Origin of the sequence: Phenylobacterium sp. (assembly GCF_046290725.1) — a bacterium.
GTDB lineage: Bacteria > Pseudomonadota > Alphaproteobacteria > Caulobacterales > Caulobacteraceae > Phenylobacterium.
Map to the genome: position 1 here is coordinate 1446731 of NZ_JBKBUH010000001.1, position 22313 is coordinate 1469043.

General features: G+C 69.6%; 22 protein-coding genes. 12 read left to right on the forward strand and 10 right to left on the reverse strand.

All coding sequences use genetic code 11. The annotated features are described in order from the left end of the window. Positions 1–48: 48 nt before the first annotated feature. Both ACK41C_RS07630 and ACK41C_RS07635 read left to right on the forward strand, forming a co-directional pair. Positions 49–741, forward strand: a complete 693-nt coding sequence (locus tag ACK41C_RS07630) for a CHAP domain-containing protein (protein ID WP_409652330.1) — start codon at positions 49–51, stop codon at positions 739–741. A 96-nt stretch (positions 742–837) separates the two neighbouring features. Further along, positions 838–2049: a pentapeptide repeat-containing protein gene (locus tag ACK41C_RS07635; protein WP_409652332.1), complete on the forward strand. Its 1212-nt coding sequence runs from the start codon at positions 838–840 to the stop codon at positions 2047–2049. A gap of 6 nt (positions 2050–2055) precedes the next feature. Here ACK41C_RS07635 and ACK41C_RS07640 read toward each other — a convergent pair whose 3' ends face one another. Together ACK41C_RS07640 and ACK41C_RS07645 are read right to left on the reverse strand one after the other, a co-directional pair. After that, positions 2056–2955 carry a hydroxymethylglutaryl-CoA lyase gene (locus tag ACK41C_RS07640; protein ID WP_409652334.1) on the reverse strand — a complete coding sequence of 300 codons (900 nt, stop codon included), beginning with the start codon at positions 2953–2955 and terminating at the stop codon, positions 2056–2058. Then, positions 2952–4637: an ArnT family glycosyltransferase gene (locus ACK41C_RS07645; RefSeq protein WP_409652337.1), complete on the reverse strand. Its 1686-nt coding sequence runs from the start codon at positions 4635–4637 to the stop codon at positions 2952–2954. The genes ACK41C_RS07640 and ACK41C_RS07645 overlap by 4 nt, the downstream gene beginning before the upstream one ends. A 55-nt stretch (positions 4638–4692) precedes the next feature. Between ACK41C_RS07645 and ACK41C_RS07650 the strand changes: the two genes are divergently transcribed. From ACK41C_RS07650 to ACK41C_RS07660, 3 genes are all read left to right on the forward strand, one after another. Continuing rightward, positions 4693–5433, forward strand: a complete 741-nt coding sequence (locus tag ACK41C_RS07650) for a glycosyltransferase family 2 protein (protein ID WP_409652340.1) — start codon at positions 4693–4695, stop codon at positions 5431–5433. 66 nt (positions 5434–5499) lie between these two features. Next, positions 5500–5928 (forward strand): hypothetical protein, encoded by a 429-nt coding sequence (locus ACK41C_RS07655; RefSeq protein ID WP_409652343.1) that lies wholly within the window; start codon positions 5500–5502, stop codon positions 5926–5928. Between the two features lie 130 nt (positions 5929–6058). Further along, on the forward strand, positions 6059–6373 hold the full coding sequence (locus ACK41C_RS07660) for a DNA-binding protein (protein WP_409652346.1): 315 nt from the start codon (positions 6059–6061) through the stop codon (positions 6371–6373). A gap of 1 nt (position 6374) precedes the next feature. Here the strand turns inward: ACK41C_RS07660 and ACK41C_RS07665 are convergent, their stop codons facing one another. Beyond that, entirely contained in the window at positions 6375–6704 is a 330-nt protein-coding gene (locus tag ACK41C_RS07665) for a hypothetical protein (RefSeq protein WP_409652348.1), read from the reverse strand. Positions 6705–6738: 34 nt separating this feature from the next. Beyond that, on the reverse strand, positions 6739–7344 hold the full coding sequence (phaR, locus tag ACK41C_RS07670; RefSeq protein WP_409652351.1) for a polyhydroxyalkanoate synthesis repressor PhaR: 606 nt from the start codon (positions 7342–7344) through the stop codon (positions 6739–6741). Positions 7345–7523: 179 nt separating this feature from the next. On the opposite strand from phaR, the gene ACK41C_RS07675 reads away from it, so the two are divergent. The 7 genes from ACK41C_RS07675 to ACK41C_RS07705 all read left to right on the forward strand — a co-directional run bounded on the left by ACK41C_RS07675 (position 7524) and on the right by ACK41C_RS07705 (position 15885). Next, entirely contained in the window at positions 7524–8699 is a 1176-nt protein-coding gene (locus tag ACK41C_RS07675) for an acetyl-CoA C-acetyltransferase (protein WP_409652354.1), read from the forward strand. Between the two features lie 41 nt (positions 8700–8740). Further along, the gene (locus ACK41C_RS07680; protein ID WP_409652358.1) at positions 8741–9466 is read left to right on the forward strand and encodes a beta-ketoacyl-ACP reductase; all 726 of its coding nucleotides are present in this window, start codon (positions 8741–8743) and stop codon (positions 9464–9466) included. Between the two features lie 101 nt (positions 9467–9567). Beyond that, entirely contained in the window at positions 9568–10332 is a 765-nt protein-coding gene (locus ACK41C_RS07685) for a DUF4908 domain-containing protein (protein WP_409652361.1), read from the forward strand. An 82-nt stretch (positions 10333–10414) separates the two neighbouring features. Next, the gene (locus tag ACK41C_RS07690) at positions 10415–11800 is read left to right on the forward strand and encodes a sensor histidine kinase (RefSeq protein ID WP_409652364.1); all 1386 of its coding nucleotides are present in this window, start codon (positions 10415–10417) and stop codon (positions 11798–11800) included. Positions 11801–11942: 142 nt separating this feature from the next. Continuing rightward, on the forward strand, positions 11943–12410 hold the full coding sequence (locus ACK41C_RS07695; RefSeq protein ID WP_409652366.1) for a (2Fe-2S)-binding protein: 468 nt from the start codon (positions 11943–11945) through the stop codon (positions 12408–12410). 4 nt (positions 12411–12414) lie between these two features. Further along, a complete protein-coding gene (locus ACK41C_RS07700; RefSeq protein WP_409652369.1) occupies positions 12415–14589 on the forward strand; it encodes a molybdopterin cofactor-binding domain-containing protein in 2175 nt (724 codons plus the stop codon). Positions 14590–14676: 87 nt separating this feature from the next. Then, the gene (locus ACK41C_RS07705) at positions 14677–15885 is read left to right on the forward strand and encodes a TetR/AcrR family transcriptional regulator (RefSeq protein WP_409652372.1); all 1209 of its coding nucleotides are present in this window, start codon (positions 14677–14679) and stop codon (positions 15883–15885) included. 9 nt (positions 15886–15894) lie between these two features. Here the strand turns inward: ACK41C_RS07705 and ACK41C_RS07710 are convergent, their stop codons facing one another. From ACK41C_RS07710 to ACK41C_RS07735, 6 genes are all read right to left on the reverse strand, one after another. Next, a complete protein-coding gene (locus tag ACK41C_RS07710) occupies positions 15895–16233 on the reverse strand; it encodes an ArsR/SmtB family transcription factor (protein WP_409652375.1) in 339 nt (112 codons plus the stop codon). A 59-nt stretch (positions 16234–16292) separates the two neighbouring features. Then, positions 16293–17447, reverse strand: coding sequence for an acyltransferase family protein (locus tag ACK41C_RS07715; RefSeq protein ID WP_409652377.1), 1155 nt, complete (start codon positions 17445–17447; stop codon positions 16293–16295). A gap of 97 nt (positions 17448–17544) precedes the next feature. Continuing rightward, positions 17545–18636: a helix-turn-helix domain-containing protein gene (locus tag ACK41C_RS07720; protein WP_409652379.1), complete on the reverse strand. Its 1092-nt coding sequence runs from the start codon at positions 18634–18636 to the stop codon at positions 17545–17547. 76 nt (positions 18637–18712) lie between these two features. Beyond that, on the reverse strand, positions 18713–20062 hold the full coding sequence (locus tag ACK41C_RS07725) for a vWA domain-containing protein (protein ID WP_409652382.1): 1350 nt from the start codon (positions 20060–20062) through the stop codon (positions 18713–18715). A gap of 16 nt (positions 20063–20078) precedes the next feature. Next, complete coding sequence (locus ACK41C_RS07730) at positions 20079–21041, reverse strand: AAA family ATPase (RefSeq protein WP_409652385.1); 963 nt, start codon at positions 21039–21041, stop codon at positions 20079–20081. 92 nt (positions 21042–21133) lie between these two features. Then, complete coding sequence (locus tag ACK41C_RS07735) at positions 21134–22219, reverse strand: hypothetical protein (protein ID WP_409652388.1); 1086 nt, start codon at positions 22217–22219, stop codon at positions 21134–21136. Positions 22220–22313 lie beyond the last annotated feature (94 nt).

Below are 22313 nucleotides of genomic sequence, written 5' to 3' on the forward strand. Positions count from 1 at the left end.
AGGGATGAGTAACCCTTTGCGAAGTTCGCGTGGGGGAGTTCCTCTAACATGCTTAAACGGACGAGGACCCTGATCGGGTCCCTGGCCGCCGCGGCCGTTATGACTTTCGCACCGGCTTCCGGGGCGTTTGCAGACGTCTACTGGCAGTGCGCGCCGTTCGCGCGCCTGATCTCGGGCGTGCAGATCTATGGCGACGCCTGGACGTGGTGGAAGCAGGCCATGGGGCGCTACGAAACCGGCTCGGCGCCGAAAGCCGGCGCCGTCCTTTGCTTCAAGCCCAGCGGCAAGATGCGCCTGGGCCACGTCGCCGTCGTCAGCCAGGTGCTCACCGATCGGGTGATCCAGATCACCCACGCCAACTGGTCGCGCATCGGCGGCTCCCGCGGGCAGATCGAGAAGGACGTCACGGTGATCGACGTCTCGCCGGCCGGCGACTGGTCGGAAGTGAAGGTCTGGTACGACCCGATCCGCGACATCGGCTCCTCCACCTACCCGACCCACGGCTTCATCTACCAAGACGCCGAGGCTCTGCGCACCGTGGCGGCGCCCAGCAACCTCAACTCGGCCCAGATGGCGGCCTTGACCGTGGCGCGAGGCGCGGCCAGCCAGGTGGCTTCGGTCGTGCGGCCGGGCGCCGGCCCGCTGCAGATCCTCGGCCAGGCGGCGGATTCCACCGACCGCATCGCGGCCCTGATCCAAGCGGCCGCCAGCGGGCAGCCTGCGAACGGACCCGGCAACTAGCGCGCAGGCCGGGTCGCGGCCCCGCCTGCGTCAGAACGTCGCAACCCTTCGTTAAGGGGCCGGACCGATGGTCGCGTCCTTCGCGACCGGATCGACATGCCTGCCGCCGACGCCTCCCTGTTCCGCCGCTTCGAACCCGACGCCGTGCGCCGGGTCCTGGAGGGGCACCGCCGATACCTTGGCGGCCGCAGCGGCGGCCGCCGGGCCAATCTCGCCTATGCGGACCTCTCGGCCCTCAACCTCGAGCGGGCGGACCTGCGGGAGGCCGATCTCTCCGGCGCGCGCCTGAACGGCACTCTCCTCGGCCAGGCGCAACTCGAACGCGCGGTGCTGTTCGGGGCCGACCTACGCGAAGCCGATCTCCGGCGGGCGGACCTGACCCGCGCCGACCTGCGCGGCGCCTGCCTGCGCGGGGCGAACCTGGCGGGGGCGAATCTCACGGCCTGCGACCTCAGGGAGGGCCATATCGCGCTTCAGGATCGGGAGGAGGGCTTCCGTATCCTTCGACATGGAACCGACGAGGGCGGGATCGACTTCGCCGTGCTGTCCGGCGCGCGGATGGAGGGCGCCCAGATCTCCGCACCCTTCACCGCCGCCGACCTCACCGACGCCGATCTCACCGGCGCGCGGCTGGGCGGGGCGCGGCTGGTGAAGGCCAGGCTGGACGGCGCGGACCTGTCCGACGCCGACCTCAGCGGCGCGGATCTGGCGGGCGCTTCGCTGCGTCGCACGGTGCTGGCGCGGGTGGACCTGTCGGCGGTCCGGCTGGACGAGGCCGACCTGACCGGCGTGCTGAAGACGCCGCCGCCGGTGCTCTATATCGAGGACCGGCCGCTGCCAGAGGTCCTGACTGCGCACGAGCTCTACTGCCAGAGCCAAGGCGCTTTGGGGCGCATCGCCAAGGCGCCGGGCGTCGATTTCCGGCCGATCCGCAACCTGAAACGCCGGCGCCTCACCGGCCTTGTGGCGCCTGAGGCGGTGTTCTTCGGCCTCGACATGACCGGCGTCCAGCTTCAGGGCGCAGACCTTCGCCGGGCGGACTTCCGGGGCGCCGATCTGCGCGGGGCCGACCTGCGGGGCGCCAAGCTGACCGAGGCCGCCCTGACCCGCGCCGACCTGCGGGAGGCGCGGCTGGGTCCTTTATCCCTTTCGCCGGGCCGGATCGTGCGCACCGATCTCTCTCGCGCCGTCCTGCGCCACGCCGATCTGCGCGGGGCCGGCGCCGAGCGCGCCCGGTTCCTGCAGGCCGACCTCGCAGGCGCACGGATGGAAGGGTGCCGGCTCACCGGCGCCGAGCTGGAAGCCTGAAGGTCTCTATTTGGGGAATCCGCCGGCCCGGCTGACCGACGCCGCCGGCGGCTTGCCGAGCAGGCCCGACACCCAGCGTGCGGTCTCGATCAGGGCGGCGAGGTCGTATCCGGTCTCGTAGCCGCCGCGCTCGAGCATGTAGACGAGGTCCTCGGTGCCGATGTTGCCTGTGGCCTCCGGCGCGAAGGGGCAACCGCCCAGGCCGCCGCAGCTGGCGTCCAGGATCGTCACTCCGGCCTCGATCCCGGCGAAGGCGTTGGCGAGGCCGGTGTTGCGGGTGTCGTGGAAGTGCAGGCGCAAGGGAATGTCGCCCGCCACCTTGCGCACCGCCTCCACGCGCCGGCGCACGGTCCAGGGATCGGCCACCCCGATGGTGTCGGCGAGTGCGATCTCCGCCACGCCAAGGGCCGCGGCGTCCCGCGCCAGGGCCACGACCTGGCCCTCGGAAACCTCGCCGTCGAACGGGCAGCCGAAGGCCACCGAAAAGGTGACGGAGATCGGCGGCCCCCCTTCGGCTGCGCGCTTTTCAGCGATGTCCGCCAAGGCCTTGGCCTGCTCGGCGACCGAGGCGCCCTGGTTGCGGATGCCGAAGCCGTCGGTGGCGCAGACCACCACATTGGCCTCGTCGCAGCCGGCCGCCACGGCCCGGTCCCAGCCGCGCATGTTCAGCACCAGGCCGATACGCGACTTCGCCGCGTCCTTGGGCAGGGCGGCGGAGACTTCCTCGGCGCCGGCCATCTGCGGCACGCGCTTGGCGTTGACGAAGGAGACGGTCTCCATCCGTCGCGCACCGGCCGCCTCAAGGCGGCGGATGAACTCCACCTTCTGATCGACCTCCAGCAGGGCGCGTTCGTTCTGCAGCCCGTCGCGAGGGCCGACTTCCACGATCTCGATGAACCGGCTCATGGGATCTCCCTCGGCGGCGCGGGCCTGGCTGCGGGCGCATAGATCCGCAGCAGCGTCTCGTCGCCCCTGGAATAGTTCAGGCCCTCCAGGCGCGCCACCTCGCGTGCCGACACGCCGCGGGCGGCGAGGGCGGCTTCGAAGGCGGCCTGCTCGCGGGCCTCCACGATGGCCGGGCGGCCCTCGGCGAGGGCCTGGACGGCCTGCCCGACGCCGCCCAGGTCGGTGGGCGTGCCCAGCGCGAAGACCAGGCTGGGCTCGGCGTAACCCGCCACCGCGACGGGCGCCGGCGCGAAGCCCTGGCGCGGCGCCAGCCGGGCGTGGGTCAAGGCCTGCTCGGCCCGTTGCGAGAGCCATAGCGGATCCAGGCGCGGGGCGAAGGCGCCGGCGAAGGCGCCGTGCCCGGCGACGGTCAGGCCTGCGGTGGCGGCGATCGCCAGAATCCCGGCGCGCCGGATCAGCATATAGGCGCCCACCAGACCCGCCGCGCCGAGCAGCAGGGCGGTGGCCGCCGCGACGCTCAGGTCGGACGCATCGCCATATTCGGCCTGCAGGTAGAGCACGGCGGCGGCGAGCACCACTCCGACGAAGCCCGAGAGCGCGGCCCCGCCCCAGCGCACCTTGTCGCCCAGCGGCTGGAGGGCGGCGGCCGCCATCAGCCAGGCGAGCGCCCCGTAGGTCGGCAGGGTGTAGTGGACGAGCTTGGTGGGGGTGATCTCAAAGACGATCCAGGCCGGAACCAGCCAACAGAGCGCAAACCGCACCCCCGGTTCGGCGCGGAACTTCCAGGCATGGACCAGGGCCGCCGGCAGCAGGAGGGCGCCGGGGAAGATCAGCAAGGGTAGGAGCAAGGTGTGATAGCCGGGCGGTGCGCCATGGCTTTCGTGGCCGCCCACCAGCTTGGGCGCGAAGTCGCCGCCCAGGGCGGTGATCCAGAAGCCGCCGTCGGTCGCCACCGTCACCGCCGCCGCCCACGGCCCTACGATGGCCGCCGTCAGGATCAGTCCCCAGCCCCAGGCCAGGGTGCGAGCCCAGTCGGCCTTGCGGTCCCAGGCCCAGAGCGCGAGCCCGGTCAACAGCGCCACCATGGGGCCGACGGGTCCCTTCACCAGAATGGAGAGGGAAAGCCCCAGCCAGAACAGCAACCGAACGCGCCGCCCGGCGGGTGGTCCACCGCGGTGGGCGGCGTAGATGCGCCCCAGCGCCGCCAGAGCCAAGGTGGTGGTCCCGGCCAGCATGGCGTCGGTCTTGGCGATAAAGGCTTCGGTCGAGAGCAGGAAGGTGGAGCCGAGGATCGCGCCCGCCAGCAGCCCCGCGGGCCCTCCGAAGAAGGCGGCCGCGCCCCAGGCGCAGGCGGCGGCGGCCAGCATGGCCCCGAGCAGCGAAGGAATGCGATAGGCCCAGATCTCCCGCGCTTCGGCTTCGGAGAAGGCCGCCACGCTGGCAGCCTGCATCCAGTGGATGCCCACCGGCTTCTTGAAGCGCGGCTCGTCCTGGAAACGGATCACCACGAAGTCGCCGGTCTCCAGCATCTGAGCCGTGGCCTGGGCGAAACGGCTCTCGTCGCGGTCGAGCGGCGGCATGGCGATTAGGCCGGGCAGGCCGGCGATCAAGGCGACCAGGGCAGCCAGGGCTGGACCCCGCCAGCCGCGGCCGAGCCGTTCGAGTTGGGCCTGGAGACTCATGGTCGCGTTGATAGCACGATCCTTTCCCGCGCCGAGTTTTCCGCTATGGAGGGACATGGCCGAGCCGACGTCCGAAACGTTCCCCGAAATCTCCGTGGTGGTGCCCGTCTTCGACGAGGAGGGGGCGGCGCCGGCGCTGGCGCGCGAGATCGCCCAGGCCTTCGCCGGCCGCGACTTCGAGATCGTCTTCGTCGACGACCGCAGCCGGGATGCGACGCGCCAGGTGCTGACGACCCTGAAGACCGAGATCCCGCAGCTGCGGGTGCTCTCGCACACGTCCAACGCCGGGCAGAGCCGCGCGATCCGCACGGGGATTCTCGCCGCCCGCGGCGCGGTGATCGTCACGCTCGACGGCGACGGCCAGAACGATCCGGCCGACGGGCCAAAGCTGGTGGACGCCCTCTTGGCCGGGCCACCGGACCTGGCCCTGGTGGGCGGCGAGCGGGTCAAGCGCCAGGACAGCCGCGCCAAGAAGGTCGCCTCGCGCATCGGAAATGGCGTGCGCAAGCGTCTGCTGAAGGATACGGCCAACGACACCGGCTGCGGGCTGAAGGCGTTCCGCCGCGAGGCCTTCCTGCGGCTTCCCTATTTCGACCACGTCCACCGCTACATTCCGGCGCTGATGATCCGGGAAGGCTATCAAGTCGACTTCAGGCCGGTGAACCACCGTCATCGCCAGACGGGCGCCTCGAAATACACCAACCTTGGTCGGCTCTGGGCCTCGCTTTCCGACCTGCTGGGTGTGATGTGGCTGCAGGCCCGGGCGCGGCGCCCGGGCGCGGTCGAGGAGTTGTAGGCCCCTTTGCGCAAGGCTCCCGAAGCGGGCTAGGCTGTCGCCCGGTCCGATGGGGGAGGGCCAGTCATGTTCGCCGCCTTGCCGCTGCTGGCCCTGCCGGTCGTGATCTACAATCTCGTGGCGCTCGCCATGCCGGGCGGGGTCCAGGCGGTGGACGCCGGCGTGCGCCTGGCCGCCCCCCTCTTCACCGTGCGCATGAGCTCGCACGTCGATTGGCCGGTCTCCCTGGGCGACGTGCTGCTGGGCGTCGGCCTGATCGTCCTCTTCGTGGAGCTGCTGAAATCCACGGAGAGCCGCGGCGCGGCCATCGTCAACCACGCGCTCTCCATGCTGCTCTTCATCGCCTGCCTGGTGGAGTTCCTGCTGTTCCCTGCGTTTGCGACCTCGGTCTTCTTCCTGCTGGGGGTGATGGTGCTGCTGGACGTTTTGGCCGGCTTCATCGTCACCATCGTGGCGGCCCGCCGCGACATCGACTTCGGGCCAGGCGCTGCTTAGGTCAGAGCCGAGAAGATCAGGGTGACCAGGGCGACGTCGAAAAGGCGAGTGAAGATGGCGAGCATGGGACCTTGGGCGAACGCAGGATTCACCGCCGGTTAAGCAAGACCGGCGCCAAGGCGGGCGACAGATGGCGCTTTTCTTCGATCGCGAGTGGTTCGACGCGAAATTGGCCGAACGCGGCCTGACGCGGCGCGTCATGGCCGCCGCCGCGGGCCTGAGCGAGGCCGAGTTGGCGCTCGCCTATAAGGACCAGAGGGAGATTTCCGCCGAGGAGGTGGCCATTTTCGCCGACCTTCTGGGGGAGCCCCCGGCCGAGGTCGCCTCGCGCGCGGGAATCTCCACGCCCGTCCCTGGCCAGAACGACCTTGCCGGCCGGGTGGCGGCGTTGGAGCGGAAGGTGGCCGCGCTGGAAGCCGAACTTGCCCGTCTGCGGGGGCGGTGAGTCAGATCTCGGTCTTGGCTGCGCCGCCCTTGCGCGCCCGGCGATCGGCCGGTCCGGACCATTCGATCCGGTTGTAGGTGGACTTGGCGGCGTCGAGCACCGCCGGCCCGCCGCGCAGGCCGCGCTTCTGACCGTCCTGACCCAGCAACTGGGCCTTGAAGGCGGCGGGCCCGTCGGCGGGTTCCGGCGCCGGCGGCGGAGCCGCTTCGGCCACGACGGGGAGGTTCGTCTCCTCCTGGCTCCGTTCGTTGCGGCGCACGGCGCGGCGTTCGGACCGTTCGGCCCGGCGCACGGCGGCGGAGGGGCGGGTGGGTTCGATCGGCGAGCTCATGGCGGCCCGATCCTCACTCTCGAAGCGTTAATATTCAGCGCTTGGCCAGCTTTTCGATCTGGGCCTGCATCTCCTCCATCTGACGCTTGAGCGCGTTCAGGGTTTCATCGGAGGCGGAGCTGGCGGCGGGCGCGGGCTCCGGCTTGGGCGGTGCCTCGTCCGGCCGGCTGTAGGCGAAGGGCGAGAACATCTTCATCGCCCGGTCGAAGAGCGCCAGGTTCTGGCGGATCTGCTCCTCGTAGGCGGCCATGCCCCCGCCCTGGCCCAGGCTGGCCAGCTGGCTGCGCATCCGCTCCTGCTGCTGGGCGAAGGTCGCCAGCGACAGTTCCAGATAGCTCGGCAGGAAGGCCTGCATGGAATTTCCGTAGAAGCCGATCAGCTGCCGCAGGAACTGGATGGGCAGGAGGTTCTGCCCCTCGCGGCTCTCCTCCTCGAAGATGATCTGGGTCAGCACCGTGCGGGTGATGTCCTCGTTGGTCTTGGCGTCGTAGACCACGAAATCGACGCCCTGCTTCACCATCTCGGCCAGGTGGTCGAGGGTGACGTAGGAAGACGAGGCGGTGTTGTAGAGCCGCCGGTTCGCATACTTCTTGATGACGACGCGGGAGTCGTCGGGTCGGCTGTCCTGGGTGTCGGCCATCCCAATTCCTTTTGCGGAGCGCCCCGCCCCCTTGCGGGCCTCCTCATTCTGCAGCGCAGTATCGCCGATGCGGAGAGGATGGCAATTCGGCTCGCCCGGTAAATGTATCGAATCCGTGCCTTGCCCCGCGCAGGGCGTTTATCGATAGATAGTCGCGGCAATCAGAAGGAACCCCGCCAATGACCGACGTCGTCATCGTCTCAGCCGCGCGCACGCCGGTCGGATCTTTCAACGGGGCGCTGTCCAGCCTGCCCGCGCACGAGCTGGGCAAGGTGGCGATCGAAGCCGCGGTGGCGCGGGCCGGCATCACCGCGTCCGAGGTGCAGGAAGTGATCCTGGGCCAGGTGCTGCAGGCCGGCGCCGGCCAGGGCCCGGCGCGCCAGGCCGCCATCCGCGCCGGCGTGCCGGTGGAGAGCCCGGCCTGGAGCCTGAACCAGCTGTGCGGCTCGGGTCTGCGAGCCGTCGCCCTGGGCGCTCAGCAGATCGTCGATGGCTCGGCGGCCGTCGTGGTGGCCGGCGGGCAGGAGAGCATGAGCCAGGCGCCGCACGCAGCCAATCTGCGCAACGGCCAGAAGATGGGCGACCTCGGCTTCGTCGACACCATGATCAAGGACGGCCTCTGGGACGCCTTCCACGGCTACCACATGGGCCAGACGGCCGAGAACATCGCCGCCCGCTGGCAGATCACCCGCGAGGACCAGGACCGCTTCGCCGTCGCCTCGCAGAACCGCGCCGAGGCCGCCCAGAAGGCCGGCAAGTTCCAGGACGAGATCGCGCCGGTCACGGTGAAGGGGCGCAAGGGCGACACCGTGGTCGACCAGGACGAATACATCCGCCACGGGGTGACGCTGGAAAGCGTCGCCGGCCTGCGCCCGGCCTTCACCAAGGAAGGTTCGGTGACCGCCGCCAACGCCTCGGGCCTCAACGACGGGGCCGCGGCCCTGGTGCTGATGAGCGCCGACGAAGCCGCCCGCCGAGGGCTGAAGCCGCTGGCTCGCATCGCCTCCTGGGCCCACGCCGGCGTGGAGCCGGAGATCATGGGGACCGGACCGATCCCCGCCAGCCGCAAGGCGCTGGACAAGGCTGGCTGGAGCGTCGCCGACCTCGATCTGGTGGAATCCAACGAAGCCTTCGCCGCCCAATCGCTTTGCGTCGTGCGCGACCTCGGCCTCGATCCGGAGAAGGTCAACGTGAACGGCGGCGCCATCGCCATCGGCCATCCGATCGGCGCCTCGGGCGCGCGCATCCTGACCACCCTGGTGCACGAGATGAAGCGGTCGGGAGCCAAGAAGGGCCTGGCCACGTTGTGCGTCGGCGGCGGGATGGGCGTGGCCATGTGCGTCGAAGCCGTCTGAGCACCAAGACCTAGAAACCAAGCAAACGAGGGAGGCGACGAATGGCCCGGGTGGCGCTGGTCACGGGAGGCACGCGCGGGATCGGCCGCGCCATCTGCGAACGGCTGAAGGCCGACGGCATGAAGGTGGCCGCCGGCTATTCCGGCAACGAGGAGGCCGCCCAGGCCTGCGCCCGCGAACTGGGCGTCATGGTCGTGAAGGGCAATGTCGGGGTCTTCGAAGACTGCAAGCGCGCCGTGGAGGCGGTGGAGGCCGAACTCGGTCCCGTCGACGTGCTGGTGAACAACGCCGGCATCACCCGCGACGGGGTGTTCCATAAGATGACCCCGGAGCAGTGGTCGGAAGTGATCCGGGTCAACATGGACTCGGTCTTCAACATGACCCGCCAGGTCATCGAGGGCATGCGCGAGCGCGGTTGGGGCCGCATCGTCAACATCTCCTCGATCAACGGCCAGAAGGGCCAGATGGGTCAGACCAACTACTCCGCCGCCAAGGCGGGGATGATCGGCTTCACCAAGGCGCTCGCCCTGGAGAGCGCTCGCAAAGGCGTGACCGTGAACTGCATCGCGCCCGGCTACATCGATACGGAAATGGTCGCCGCCGTGCCGCCGGACGTTCTGAAAGGCATCGTCGCCCAGATTCCTGTGGGCCGTCTGGGCCGCGGAGAGGAGATCGCCGACATGGTCGCCTTCCTGGCCGGCGAGCATGCGGGCTATGTCACGGGCGCCACGCTCTCGCTGAATGGCGGCCAGTATATGGCCGGTTAGCCGCCTTTCCCGGGAACGAGCTTGACTGCGTGGCCGTTGGCGCGGCAGGGCCTGGATGGGGTCCAAAAAGCGCCCCAGTCGCGGAGCATCTGCGTAAGGTGATGGCGAGCGAAAGACCGGCGATTGCGACCTGGCCCTTAGTCGTCGCAGCGCTGCTGGCTGCGATGGCTCTCGGCTATGCGCCGGGCGCGCAGGCCCAGATTCTTCGCGAGGGTCTGTTCGGCGACCGCCCCGCATCCGGACGGCCGAACTCGCCGCCGATCGCCCGATACGTCAGCCAGGAAGGCGAAACCTTCATCCTCGACCGCAGCCAGACCCGGCCGCTGTTGAAGTTCGACGACAGTCCCGAGGTCTGGGCGCTCCGGCCGCATCCTGCGCCGCGGGGCGACGTGATCTACAAGAACGACATGGGTGAACCGGTGCTGCGGGCTACCCGCTTGGGCGGCCTGACGCTTTTCACGTCCAGCCGGCCGGGGGGCAGCCCGGCGGCCCTGGCCGGCGACGGCCCGGCCCTGCGCTTGGCGGCGATAAGCCCGCAGACCCTGCTGGAACGCCTCGCCCAAGCCAGCGCCCGGGCGACGCGCGCGGCCCGCCGGCTGATCCCGTTCAACGCCGAGGCCTCGCCCGAATCCTCCGCCCTGATGGCCGATGCGGCCACGGTGACGGCCGAGGCGGTGGTCCGCATGTCGCGACGGCCCGACGGCCGCACGGTGCTTTCGCGGCTGGAACGCGTGACCCTGGTCGAGGGGCGCAGGCCGTCGGCCACCTTCCAGGGCGGAGAGATGCGGATCACCGTCGCGCCCGCGGACGGCATGGCTGGCCGTCCGTCGTCGGAGCGTATCATCGAGGCCGCCAATCTGCGGTAGCCGAGCCGGTGCGTTTTTGCATTGTGGGCGGCCGTGGAGGGATTAAGCTTCCGTTTCTATGCAGTTTTCAGGGAATGCCGTCTTGGCGACCTCCGCCGCGCCTCGGGTTCATGGGGAGCCTTCATTCGGCGCGCTGGCCGAGTCCATGGCGCTCGGCATGGCCTACCAGTTGCGGGCGGCTCCGGACGGCGCGGAGCGTCGGTTCGTCTACGTCTCGGAGTCCTGCATGGCGATCAACGGGATCGCGGCTGCGGCGGCCATGGCCGATCCGCGCGTGCTCTACGACCTGATCCTGCCCGAAGACCAGGCGCGCATGGTCGAGGCCGAGGCGGAGGCCTTCGCCCGGCGCAGCTCCTTCGACATCGAGGTGAGGATGCGCCGGCCGGACGGGCAGCTGCGCTGGAGCCGCATCGCCTCGACGCCGCGTCCCACGCCGCTGCCCGACGGGGCGCTGCTGTGGGACGGGATACAGGTCGACATCACCGAGAAGAAGCTGCTGGAGCTCGAGGCGGCCGAGCAGCGCCGACGCCTCGACCTGGCGGTGGAGGCGACCGGCCTCGGTTTCTGGGAGTGGGACATCGCCGCCGACCGGCTGGTCTGGTCGGAACGAAACCGGGACCTGCTGAGCGTTCCGCCGGGCGAGCCGATCGACATCCGCCGCTATATGGAGGCGGTCCATCCCGACGATCGCGAACTGGTCCGCGAAGCTTATCGCCGGGCAGCGCAGTCGCCGCGCGGGGGCGATTTTTCCATGGAGTACCGGGTCCAGGCTCCCGACGGCGAGGTGCGCTGGATCCTCGCTCATGCGCGGATCGTGGCCGAGGCCGGGCGGCCGCGGCTGGTGGTGGGAACCTCGCTCGACGTGACCGAACGGCGGGAAACCGAGGAGCGGCGGGCGCTGCTGACGCAGGAACTGGCCCACCGCGCCAAGAACGGGCTGACCGTGGTAGCGGCCATCGCCAACCAGACAGCTCGTGGCGCCGCCTCGCTTGAGGAGTTCCGGACGGTCTTCAACGCCCGCATGCAGGCCATGGCCCAGTCGCAGGACCTGATCACCGAGAGCGGTCGCGCCGCACCGCTGGGGCTTCTCTTCGCCAAGCTGCTGGAGCCGTTCGACGCGCCCCGGTTTCGGCTGGATCCGCGTCTCTCCGAGCTGCGCGTGAGCCGTGAGGCGGCTTTCGGCGTGGCCCTGCTGATCCACGAACTGGCGACCAACGCGGTCAAGTACGGCGCTCTGTCCTCGCCGGAGGGCCGGGTGGAGATCGCGCAGGTCCGGGACGCTGCGGACGGTCTTGCGCATCTGGAATGGCGGGAGAGCGGCGGTCCGCCGGTGGCGCCGCCGACCCGCCGCGGCTTCGGCTCGCGCCTGATCGAAACCGTGCTCAGGGGCGAAGGCGGGGGGGCGGAGGCCGCGTTCGAGCCCTCCGGCTTCCGCGCGCGCCTCGACATCCCCTGCGCGTCCGACTGATCGTCCTCGCGCGCGTTGCGCAAGGGTGGACCCTGGTGCTGCGATCAACGCGCTCCAACTTTCGGATCGAGCGCCGATCCTGGGTTGCCGCGACGGCGCGCGAGCTTCTAGTCTTCCCAGAGAACAAGGGAGGGCGGCTTTCATGGCCTTCGAACTCAACGTCAACGGCCGGGCATTGTCGGCTGACGTGGACGGCGACACGCCGCTGCTGTGGGTGCTGCGCGACACCTTGGGCATTCTAGGGCCCAAGTTCGGCTGCGGGGTCGCCCAGTGCGGCGCCTGCACGGTGCACCTGGACGGCGCGCCGGTCCGGTCCTGCTCGGTCCCGGTGGAGGCGGTCGGCGCAGCGAAGGTCGTGACCATCGAGGGCGTCGGCGCGAACGCCGTGGGCCAGCGGGTGCAGCAGGCTTGGAGCGAGCTCGACGTGGCCCAGTGCGGCTACTGCCAGCCCGGCCAGATCATGTCGGCCACGGCGCTCCTGACCGCGAACCCCAGGCCGACCGACGCAGACATCGACGCGGCCATGGCCGGCAACATCTGCCGCTGCGCGACCTATACCCGCATCCGGGCGGCGATCAAAAAGGCCTCGGGCCAGAAGACGGAGGCTTGACGCCATGGCCGACGGATCGACCCCCATCGCCACCCGCCGCGACGTCCTGGCCGGAGGCGGCCTGCTGCTGACCTTCGCCGTGGCCGGCAAGGCGGCGGCCCAGGGCGCGGGCGCGCCCGCCGCCATGAACGCCTATGTGCGCGTCGGCGTGGACGGCGTCGTCACCATCGCCTCCAAGAACCCCGAGATCGGCCAGGGCATCAAGACCATGCTGCCCATGCTGATCGCCGAGGAGCTGGACGTGGACTGGGACCAGGTCCGCATCGAGCAGGCGCCCAACGACCCCACCGTCTACGGTCGCCAGTTCGCCGGCGGCAGCATGGCCACGCCCCTGCACTGGGACGAACTGCGCCGGGTCGGGGCGGCCGCGCGGGCGATGCTGGTGGCTGCGGCGGCCCAGACCTGGAGCGTGCCGGCCGGCGAGTGCGTGACCGGATCAGGCGCCGTCCGGCATCCCGCTTCGCGCCGCAGCGCCAGCTACGGTTCGCTGGCCGCCAAGGCCGCGACGGTTCCTGCGCCGGACCTGAAGACCGTGCCGCTGAAGGACCAGAAGGACTACAAGATCATCGGCAAGGCGAAGCCGCAGTACGACACCGCGGCCATCGTCACCGGCAAGCCGCTGTTCGGCATCGACGTCACCGTGCCCGGCATGCTGTTCGCCACCTATGAAAAGGCGCCGGTGTTCGGCGCCAAGGTGGCGGGCGCCGACCTCGACGCCGCCCGCGCGGTGAGGGGCGTGCGCGGCGCCTTCGTGATCGACGGCGGGACCGACCTGACGGGCCTTCTTCCCGGCGTGGCCGTAGTGGCCGACAGCTGGTGGGCCGCCCGCAAGGGACGTGACCGGCTGAACGTGCGCTGGGCCGACCATCCCACGGCGCGCCAGTCGAGCGCCGGCTTCGCGGCTCAGGCCCTGGAGCTCTCCAAGGGACCGCCGCAACGCACCGCACGGAAGGACGGCGACGTCGAGGCCGCCCTGCGCGGCGCGGCCAAGACGGTGGAGGCGGCCTACGCCTATCCGTTCCTGGCGCACGCCACCCTGGAGCCGCAGAACTGCACCGCGCATTTCAAGGACGGCAAGGTGGAGATCTGGGCGCCCACCCAGAACCCCGAACCGGGCCGCCAGCTCGTGGCGAGCACGCTGGGCGTTCCGCCGGAAGCCGTGACCGTGCACATGGTCCGCTGTGGCGGCGGCTTCGGCCGGCGACTGGTGAACGACTACATGGTCGAGGCCGCCTGGATCTCGAAGCAGGCCGGCGCGCCGGTGAAGCTGATCTGGACGCGGGAGGACGACCTACGCCACGACTTCTACCGCCCCGCCGGCTGGCACTTCCTGCGGGGCGGCGTCACTGCCGACGGAGAGATCGCCGCCTGGCGCGACCACTTCGTCAGCTTCGGCGAGAACGGGGAGTTCGCGCGCAGCGCCGGCATGAGCCCGACGGAGTTCCCGGCCCGCTTCCTGCCGAACTATCAGCTCGATGTATCCCTGATGCCTTGCGGCGTGCCGACAGGGCCGTTGCGGGCGCCCGGCTCCAACGCCATCGCCTTCGTGGTGCAGAGCTTCATCGACGAACTCGCCCACGCGGCCGGCGCCGATCCGGTGGCCTTCCGCCTGAAGCTGCTGGGCGACCGTGCGATGGTGGGCGAGCCGCCCTCGGCCTACGCCGCCGGGCGAATGGCGGCCGTGGTGCGCCTGGCCGCGGAGAAATCCGGCTGGGGCCGCCAAGTCCCGAAGGGCCATGGCCTGGGCGTTGGGTTCCACTACAGCCACCTGGGCTATTTCGCCGAGGTGGTGGAGGTGCGGGTGGAGCCGGACGGCGCGGTGAAGCCGGTGAAGGTCTGGGTGGCCGGGGATGTAGGCCGCCACATCATCAATCCGCTCGGCGCGCTGAATCAGGTGGAGGGCTCGGTGCTGGACGGCCTTTCCGAGGCCCTGACCCAGAAAATCACCATCGAGAACGGCGCGGCCGTGGAGGCCAGCTTCGCGGAGTATCCGCTGATCCGGATCGCCGAGGCCTGCCCCATCGAGACCCACTTCATCACGTCGGACAACGCGCCCACGGGCCTGGGCGAGCCGGTCCTGCCGCCGGTGATCCCCGCCCTGTGCAACGCGATCTTCGCCGCCACCGGCAAGCGGATCCGCCAGCTGCCGATCGATACGGAGTTCTTGAAGAGCGTATGATGCTTCTCGCCGAAAGGGTTTCGCTCTTCAAAATCTTCTGTGTCGCGGTATGAATTCGCGGGGAGTGAATCCAAGGCCGGGGGGATCATGAGCGCCGTCAAAGCGCCGACACGGCGGTACGAGGAGCGGAAGGCCGCCATCGTCGCCTCGGCGATCGAGGTGATGAACCGCAAGGGCGTGCGGGGCATGACCCTGGCCGAGGTGGCCGCGCGCCTGCGCCTGGTCCCGACGGGGGTCATCTACTACTTCCGCAACAAGGAGGAGCTGGCGGGCGCGTGCCTCCTGCAGAGCATCGGCCGTTTCGAGGAATTGCTGGCTGCTGGCGAAGCGGGCCGGAGCGCCCGTGAGCGCCTGACCCTTTTCCTCGCCGCCTATTTCCAGCTTCAGCAGCAGGTGACGACCGGCGAAGCCTGCCCGCTGGCCGTGTTCAACGACATGCGGGCGCTGGACCGCGCGCCGGTGAACGAGGCGTTCGTGAACATGTTCCGGCGGACGCGGAACCTGCTGTCCGGGCCGGAGACGGCGGATCTGCCGCGGCTGGCGCGCAACGCCCGCACCCACCTACTGCTGGCCGAGGTGTTCTGGACGGTGGCCTGGCTGCACGCCCACGACCCGGAGGATTTCGGCCGGGTCAGCCAACGCTTCGCCGCCGTGGCGGCCGATGGGCTGGCCGCGCCAGGCGCTGTCTGGCGGCCCGTCCCGCTTCCGGCGCCGGCCTGCGCTGTCGCGCCGGAAACCTCGGCCGAGGCCTTCCTGCGCGCCGCCACCCAGCTCATCAACGAAAAAGGCTATCTGGGCGCCTCGGTGGAGCGGATTTCAGCCCGGCTCAACGTCACCAAGGGCGCTTTTTATCATCATAACGACACCAAGGACGAACTGGTCATCGCCTGTTTCGACCGCACCTTCGAGGTGATGGCGGGGGCGATCCGCCAGGCCGAGGCGCTGGGCGGGAACGGCCTGCAGACCCTGGCCACCGTGGCCGCCAACCTGGTGGCCTATCAACTGCGGGGGGATGCGCCGCTCCTGCGCACGTCGGCGCTCACCTCCGCTCCGGAAGCCCTGCAGCCGGAGCTGCTGAAGCGGTTCGATCGCCTCTCCTACCGCTTCGCCTCGATCATCTCCGACGGGATCGCCGACGGCTCGATCCGGCCCGTGGACGTGAATATCGCCGCCCAGATGGTGACGGCCATGATCAACGCCGCCGCCGAACTGCACGCCTTCGCGCCGGAGCTGTCGCCGGAAGCCGCCGCCGACGTCTTCGTTCGGCCGTTCTTCGAAGGGCTGCTGACGCCCTGAGAGGCCGACTTAGTGGTCGGCCTTGCGGGCTCTCAGCGCCGCCTCGAGGGCGTCGAGCCGGCCGGCCCAGAACTTCTCGTAGAAGCGCAGCCAGTCCTCCGCGGCTTCCAGCGGCGCGGCTTCCAGCGCGCAGATGTGCGAGCGGCCCTCGATCCGGCGCCGGATGAGGCCCGCGCTCTCCAGCACCCGCACGTGCTTCGACGCGGCCGCGAAGGACATGTCGAAGGGCGCCGCCAGTTCGCCGATATTGCGCTCGCCTTCGGCCAGGCTGCGCAGCATACGCCGCCGGGTCGGATCGGCCAGCGCGTGGAAGATGCGGTCGAGCTCGGGCGGTTCTTCTATAACCATGAGGTTTAATAACGAGGCCTGGGCGAGGTGGCAACTCCCGGGCCTCGGAGCCGACGCCCTCAAGGCTGCACGTGCGCCCCGGCGGGCTGGGCGCGGATCGTCGATCTGAGGCCGAACATGCGCCGGATCGGCCGCCAGGGCCGGATCGCCCAATGGTAGATGGCTAGGGGTGCAAGCCCTGCGGCCGCGATCAGCAGGAGGACCTCCAAGGCCAGCGGCAGGTGAAGCGGGAACAGCAGGAACGCCGCTGCCAGCATGGCGGGCTGATGCAGGACGTAGATGGGCAGGACCGCCTCGTTCAGATAGGCGAGGAGCGCGGAGGGCCGGTCGAGCCAGCGAGCGGCGAAGCCTGCGATGGTCAGGAGCGCCGTCCAGCCATAGGCGCCTTCCGCTGCACGAAACGCGAAGGTCCAGATCGGGTCGTGCGGATCTCGCAGCCAGGGAAGCCGACAAGACAGGTAGAGCGCCATCAAGGCGAGCGCGGCGAACAACAGCGGCCACCGGCGCGCGGCCACGATCGACCATGCATCGTCCCGGAACGCCAGCAGGGCCCCGGCGAAGAACAGGCCCAGCCACTTCAGATGCGCGCCCCAGTCGTTGACCAAGGCGTGGGTGACGGGCGCGACGGTCCCGATCAGCACATTGGCGAAGGCCATCCACAAGCCCGGCGCGACGAGCAGCACGAGGAGCGGGGGACGGGTGAGCAATGCCCGAGGAAGCGCCGCGGCGACCGCGGCCAGGATGAGGCTGTAGGGGAGCAGATAGACGAGGAACCACAGATGGTCCCAGGTCGGCATCGGCCGCCCCAGGGCGGCGATGGCGTCCGCGTCGCTCCGAAGATAGGCGCCCAGCCAGAAGTCCAGGTATCCCCCGGCGGCATAGCCCTGGGCGCGCAGCTGGACCCAGACCTGAAGCGGATTGACCAGCAGCATGCCGGTGAGGATCACGGGAACCAGCCGCCCCAGCCGGTCGAGGGCGAAGCCCCCAGCGCCCAGCTTGGCGATCAGGAACCGGCAGGCGACGCCCGAGATCACGAACAGCAGAGCCATGCGCCAGGGGCTGAGCGCCTCCAGCAGCCATTCCACCTCGGGATAGAGGATCGGGCTCTTAAGGTTGTAGTTCCAGGTGGTGTAGAGCAGGCCCACGTGGAACAGGGCGAGGCCTGCGAAGGCCAGCACCCGCAGCCAATCGAGGAAATATCGTCTCGTCGGCATGTCGCCCTCCGCCGCACGCGCGTCGTGCCTGGAGAAGGTTGGCGTTCGCCGGCGTGCCCTGCGCCCCAACTTCCGAAATCTGCAGGAACTGGTGCGGTTATGCGGACTCTGGAGCGTCCGGCGCGCCGCTCTTGCGGGCAAGTTGGCGGGCCCGGTATTCGGATGGACTAAGCCCCATCACGTCGCGAAAGCCGCGGTTGAAGGTGTTGATCGACTCATAGCCCGACGACAGGGCGATGGTGAGGATGGGCGTACGCCGCTCGGCTGGATCCGAAAGGCGCCTGGCGGCTTCTGCGACCCGATAGGCGTGGAGGAAGGCGTTGAAGTTCCGATAGCCCAGCCTCTCGTGGATCAGGCGCCGCAAGCGATATTCCGGCACGCCGACCCGGTCGGCGAGGCGCGCCAGAGACAGGCGGGGTTCGTGATGGATCTTGTCCTGGTCGAGCAGGCGGCGGAGGCGGGCGAGAGCGAGGTCGTCTTCCTGTTCGCGCGCCTCCGCCGCCCCCGGACGGCGGCGAGGCTCCGCGCCGAGGTAGGGACCGAAGTCGCCATCCATCAGCCGGATCAGCAGGAGGAGGACGAGCGCGGCGGTGAGGACCATCAGAGCCGCATGGCCCTGATAGTTGGCGCGCGTCTCCGCTGGGATGACAAGCCGCAGCAGGATGCTGGAGGCGACGCCGTTCACCGCCAGGAGGATGGCCAGAAAGGCCCGGCTGCGCCGACGGGCCTCGATGAGGTCCACGCGCCAATAGGCCAGCGTCCAGCCGATGGCGAGGCCGGCGAAGGCGACCTGCAGGAGCGCCGAGGCCGCGTTCAGCGCGCGCTCCGCCCCGACAAGATAGGGCGCGATCTCAAGCGCCGCCTGCAACACAAGGAGCCCGCCCAGCCACAGCGGCGGCCGGCGCCGATCGGCGAAAAGGGCGAAGGCGAGCAGGGCGAAGAGCCCGGGCGCCATGTTGCGGATGACGTCGAGCGCCGGCTCCGCGCCGCCGAATCGGAATCGATAGGGCTCCGGAATCCAGTAGCCGTACTCGGCCCGCGCGAGGGCGACATGCGCCATGCCTGCGAGGCACACGAGGAAGACCAGCCAACCTTCCCCGCGCCGTGGAAAGGCCGCCAGAATCCGGCCGCCGATCAGCAGCAGCGCAGCGATGGTCAGCAGGTCGAGGCAGAAGAGCGCCAGGGCCATGACGAGGCACCCCCCGCGACGTCCGATCACCGGCCGCAGCCTACACGGCGGCGCGGGCCTGGCGAAGGCGCAGCCTTTACGGATGCGGGACGTAGGTCCGCAGCACGTCCTCGATGATCCGTTCGAGCTGGGCCAGCGTGTTGCAGGTCTTGGCCACGTGGCAGAACCGCTCGTAGCGGTGCATCACCGAGTCGCCCTGGTTCCAGTAGTTCTCCGGCTCTGGATTGAGCCAGATCACCGCCCGGGCGCGCTTGGAGATGGTCGCCATCAGGTCGAGCCGGGGATCGGCGTAGTTCGAGCGCCCGTCGCCCAGGAAGATCACCGTGGTGTGGCGGTCCACGTGGTCGAGATGGTTCTCGCAGAAGTCCTCCAGCGCCTTGCCGTAGTCGGTCTGCTGGAAGCCGATCCGCTTGAGGACCTCATAGATCGCCTGGTCGACATGCTCGTCGTCGAGGATGTCGTTGACGCTGATCAGCCGGCCGGAAAAGGCATAGGCCTCCAGCCGGTCGACCACCTCGTTCAGGGAATAGAGGAAGGTCAGCAGGAACTGAGCGGCGGCGGCCACCGACTTCGAGACGTCGCAGATGCAGACGATGGACGGCTTGTCGATCTTCTTCATCTTGAAGACGATGTCGAAAGGCATGCCGCCGTAGGACATGGAGCGCCGCAAGGTGCGGCGGACGTCCAGATGGCCCTTCCAGGCCGCATGCCGGCGGCGCGAATAGCGGTCGGCCAGGCGCTTGGCCATCTTCTTCACCAGCGCCTGCATCATCGCCAGGTCGACCGGATCGATGCCGCCCTCGGCGTTCAGCGCCTTGCGGGCCAGCAGGTCCTCGCGCATCGCCCGGGCGCTGCCGGAGGCATAGAGCTCCTGCTGGCGCTCCACATAGCGCTGGGCCTCCTCGGCCAGGCGGCGGCGGGCGCCGTCGAGCCGGTCGGCCGCCTCCCCGCCGCCCTCCAGGCGTCGGGCGTTGGCGATGATCCGCTCGATCTCCGCCAGGCCCATCTCGTCCATCAGCCGCCGCGTAAGGCGCGAGCGCTGGGTGGTGAGGCGGATCTGGTTGACCTCGGCGCGTTCGGCCGCGGCCTCCATCGCCTGGGCGAGGCCGGCGGCGTCGCCCTCCAGCAGCATGCGGGCGAGTTCGCTCTGCGCCGCTTCTTCCGGCAGGCCGGCCATCGGATCGCCTTCGCCGCCTTCGTGCGGGGGCGCAGGCGGCTCGATCAGGTCACGAGCGAAGAAGGTGTCGAACACCCGGTCGAAGGCGCGCTCCTCCTCGGCGCTCTTGGCGAGCGTCGCGCAGAGCGCGTCCTTGAACAGGCGGCGGTCCTCGAACCCCACCAGGGCCACGGTGCGGTGCGCGTCGATCGCCTCGGCGGGCGAGACCTTCACATCCGCCGCCCGCAGCGCCCGAAGGAAGTCCTCCATGGCGGCCTGCATGGCGTCAGACCAGGGGCTTGCGGATCAGTTCGACCACCTGCGGGGCCACCGCCTCGATATCCTGCTCGAACTTCAGCAACACGTTGAGGGTGTCGCGCACCACTTCCCCGTCGAGGCTGGAGGCGTTCAGCAGGATCAGCGCGCGGGCCCAGTCGACCGTCTCCGAGATGGAGGGCGCCTTGCGCAGATCGAGCGTGCGCAGGGACTGCACGAAGCCGACCAGTTCCTGGGTCAGCTTGGCCTCGATGCCCGGCACGCGGCTGGCGACGATCTTCTGCTCCAGCGCCGCGTCGGGCAGGGGGATGTGCAGGTGAAGGCAGCGTCGCTTCAGAGCATCGCCCAGGTCGCGGACGTTGTTCGAGGTCAGGAAGACCAGCGGCGGGGTCTTGGCCTTCAGCACGCCCAGTTCAGGAATCGAGACCTGATAGGCCGAGAGCACCTCCAGCAGGAAGGCCTCGAAGGCTTCGTCGGACTTGTCGATCTCGTCGATCAGGAGGACGCAGCCGTCGTCCTCCTTCAGGGCCTTCATCAGCGGCCGGGGCTCGAGGAATTCTTCGGAATAGAAGAGGTCGCCGACGCCGTGCAGGCGCTTCATGGCCGCGTCCATGTCGGGGGCGTCGGCCAGGGCCTCGCCCATGCGGTCCTTCAGGATCTGGGTGTAGAGGAGCTGCTTGCCGTACTTCCACTCGTACAGCGCCTTGGACTCATCCAGGCCCTCGTAGCACTGCATGCGGACGAGCGGCAGGCCGAGCAGGGCGGAGGTGGAGAGCGCAAGCTCGGTCTTGCCGACCCCGGCGGAGCCTTCGACGAGGATCGGCTTCTGCAGGTGGACCGCCATGTAGACGGCCGTGGCGATGCGCCGCGAGGCGATATAGCCGACCGAAGCCAGACCCGAAATCAGGCTGTCCACCGAGCCCAGGTGGTCGTCCGGCGCGGGCTTCAGCGCCGTCGGAGGGGAAATGGTCAAATCACGAGCTTTCAAAAAATGACGCGTCGCCGCGCCGGATCTTCCAATCCGGCGATTGTGCAAGCGCGGAGGGGTGGAAGCAAGCCGTGCCGTCAGCCGAGGCCATAGGGGCGGTAGGGACCGGCGATCAATTGCTCGAAAGCGCCGAGCCCGGTCATGGCCTCCTGGCCTGGGGCCGAGAGGGTGACGCGCGAGAGCGCCTGGATGTGGAAGTTCTCGGGGCTGCCCATGTCGACGGACGCCAGGTCGATGTCCTCGCGCTCCACCACCAGTTCACCCTTGTAGCCGCCGTGCCGCCAGGCCGGGTGGCCATAGCCGATGCCGCGCATCAGGAAGGTCAGGATCGGCTCGAACCGCACCTTGGCCGAACCCTGGGCCAGGGGGATGTTCAGGGTCCCTTCGCGGGCGTGGCGCGTGCCGGGGATCAGGCTCACCTCGTCCATCGTCGCGGCTTCCGTCTCCTGGAAGCCCTGCGGCCCCGCGCCGTCGGGGGCGATCACCGCGCGGGTGTTCCAGGGGCGGCCGTCGGGATCGGCGTTGACGTGGAAGAAGACGCTGCGGTCGGCGAAGTTGAGCGGCGTCCACTGCCAGAAGAACCCCCCCAGGGTCATGGGGACCGGCGGCTGCGGGTCGGGCGCGCCCACCGGGCGGATACCCCAGGACCGGTCGCGGGTTCCCACCGCGCCGGCCGCGATCGCGCGGCGCCCGCCGTCCACCTCGATCCAGCCTGAGCAGCGGACGTTCTGGGTCAGGCGGGTATAGTCCATGAAGGCGCGAGGGCCGATCCGGCGCATGAAGCGCGGCTCCTCGATGGGGAAGCTGCGGCCCTCGAACAGGATTTCGGCGGCGAAGCCGTGCGACGGCTCCACGATCACCTTCAGCGTCTTCAGCGGCTCGACCACCTCGATCCGGATCGGGCCGCAGGCGAGGTCGAGCCTCTCCATGTGCATCACCTTCGAGGCGTGCAGGCAGTGCTCGATCCCGTCGCGGATCACCGCGAAGTGGGCGTCGACCACGTTGAGCTGGGGATAGACCCCGAAGGCGGCGGCGAAGAACTCCGTGCCGTCCGGCCCGTAGCCGTTGAAGAAATACCGGTCGTAGAAGTTGCGATCGGTTCCGGCATAGGCGATCGGCTCCGGCGTCTGGTGGATCGGGAAGTCGTCGGCCTTGGTCAGCATGGGGGTCCCGGGGTCTTGAGTTTCCGTAGCGGCGCCCTGGTTCTGTTGTTTGCGCGGTATTGCGGGCGCGCGCGCGAGCGCAGTATCAATTGAT

Coding starts and splice junctions, on each gene's coding strand:
- ACK41C_RS07630 (WP_409652330.1), top strand. CDS start 49: ATGCTTAAACGGACGAGGACCCTGATCGGGTCCCTGGCCGCCGCGGCC.
- ACK41C_RS07635 (WP_409652332.1), top strand. CDS start 838: ATGCCTGCCGCCGACGCCTCCCTGTTCCGCCGCTTCGAACCCGACGCC.
- ACK41C_RS07640 (WP_409652334.1), bottom strand. CDS start 2,955: ATGAGCCGGTTCATCGAGATCGTGGAAGTCGGCCCTCGCGACGGGCTG.
- ACK41C_RS07645 (WP_409652337.1), bottom strand. CDS start 4,637: ATGAGTCTCCAGGCCCAACTCGAACGGCTCGGCCGCGGCTGGCGGGGT.
- ACK41C_RS07650 (WP_409652340.1), top strand. CDS start 4,693: ATGGCCGAGCCGACGTCCGAAACGTTCCCCGAAATCTCCGTGGTGGTG.
- ACK41C_RS07655 (WP_409652343.1), top strand. CDS start 5,500: ATGTTCGCCGCCTTGCCGCTGCTGGCCCTGCCGGTCGTGATCTACAAT.
- ACK41C_RS07660 (WP_409652346.1), top strand. CDS start 6,059: ATGGCGCTTTTCTTCGATCGCGAGTGGTTCGACGCGAAATTGGCCGAA.
- ACK41C_RS07665 (WP_409652348.1), bottom strand. CDS start 6,704: ATGAGCTCGCCGATCGAACCCACCCGCCCCTCCGCCGCCGTGCGCCGG.
- phaR (WP_409652351.1), bottom strand. CDS start 7,344: ATGGCCGACACCCAGGACAGCCGACCCGACGACTCCCGCGTCGTCATC.
- ACK41C_RS07675 (WP_409652354.1), top strand. CDS start 7,524: ATGACCGACGTCGTCATCGTCTCAGCCGCGCGCACGCCGGTCGGATCT.
- ACK41C_RS07680 (WP_409652358.1), top strand. CDS start 8,741: ATGGCCCGGGTGGCGCTGGTCACGGGAGGCACGCGCGGGATCGGCCGC.
- ACK41C_RS07685 (WP_409652361.1), top strand. CDS start 9,568: ATGGCGAGCGAAAGACCGGCGATTGCGACCTGGCCCTTAGTCGTCGCA.
- ACK41C_RS07695 (WP_409652366.1), top strand. CDS start 11,943: ATGGCCTTCGAACTCAACGTCAACGGCCGGGCATTGTCGGCTGACGTG.
- ACK41C_RS07700 (WP_409652369.1), top strand. CDS start 12,415: ATGGCCGACGGATCGACCCCCATCGCCACCCGCCGCGACGTCCTGGCC.
- ACK41C_RS07705 (WP_409652372.1), top strand. CDS start 14,677: ATGAGCGCCGTCAAAGCGCCGACACGGCGGTACGAGGAGCGGAAGGCC.
- ACK41C_RS07710 (WP_409652375.1), bottom strand. CDS start 16,233: ATGGTTATAGAAGAACCGCCCGAGCTCGACCGCATCTTCCACGCGCTG.
- ACK41C_RS07715 (WP_409652377.1), bottom strand. CDS start 17,447: ATGCCGACGAGACGATATTTCCTCGATTGGCTGCGGGTGCTGGCCTTC.
- ACK41C_RS07720 (WP_409652379.1), bottom strand. CDS start 18,636: ATGGCCCTGGCGCTCTTCTGCCTCGACCTGCTGACCATCGCTGCGCTG.
- ACK41C_RS07725 (WP_409652382.1), bottom strand. CDS start 20,062: ATGGAGGACTTCCTTCGGGCGCTGCGGGCGGCGGATGTGAAGGTCTCG.
- ACK41C_RS07735 (WP_409652388.1), bottom strand. CDS start 22,219: ATGCTGACCAAGGCCGACGACTTCCCGATCCACCAGACGCCGGAGCCG.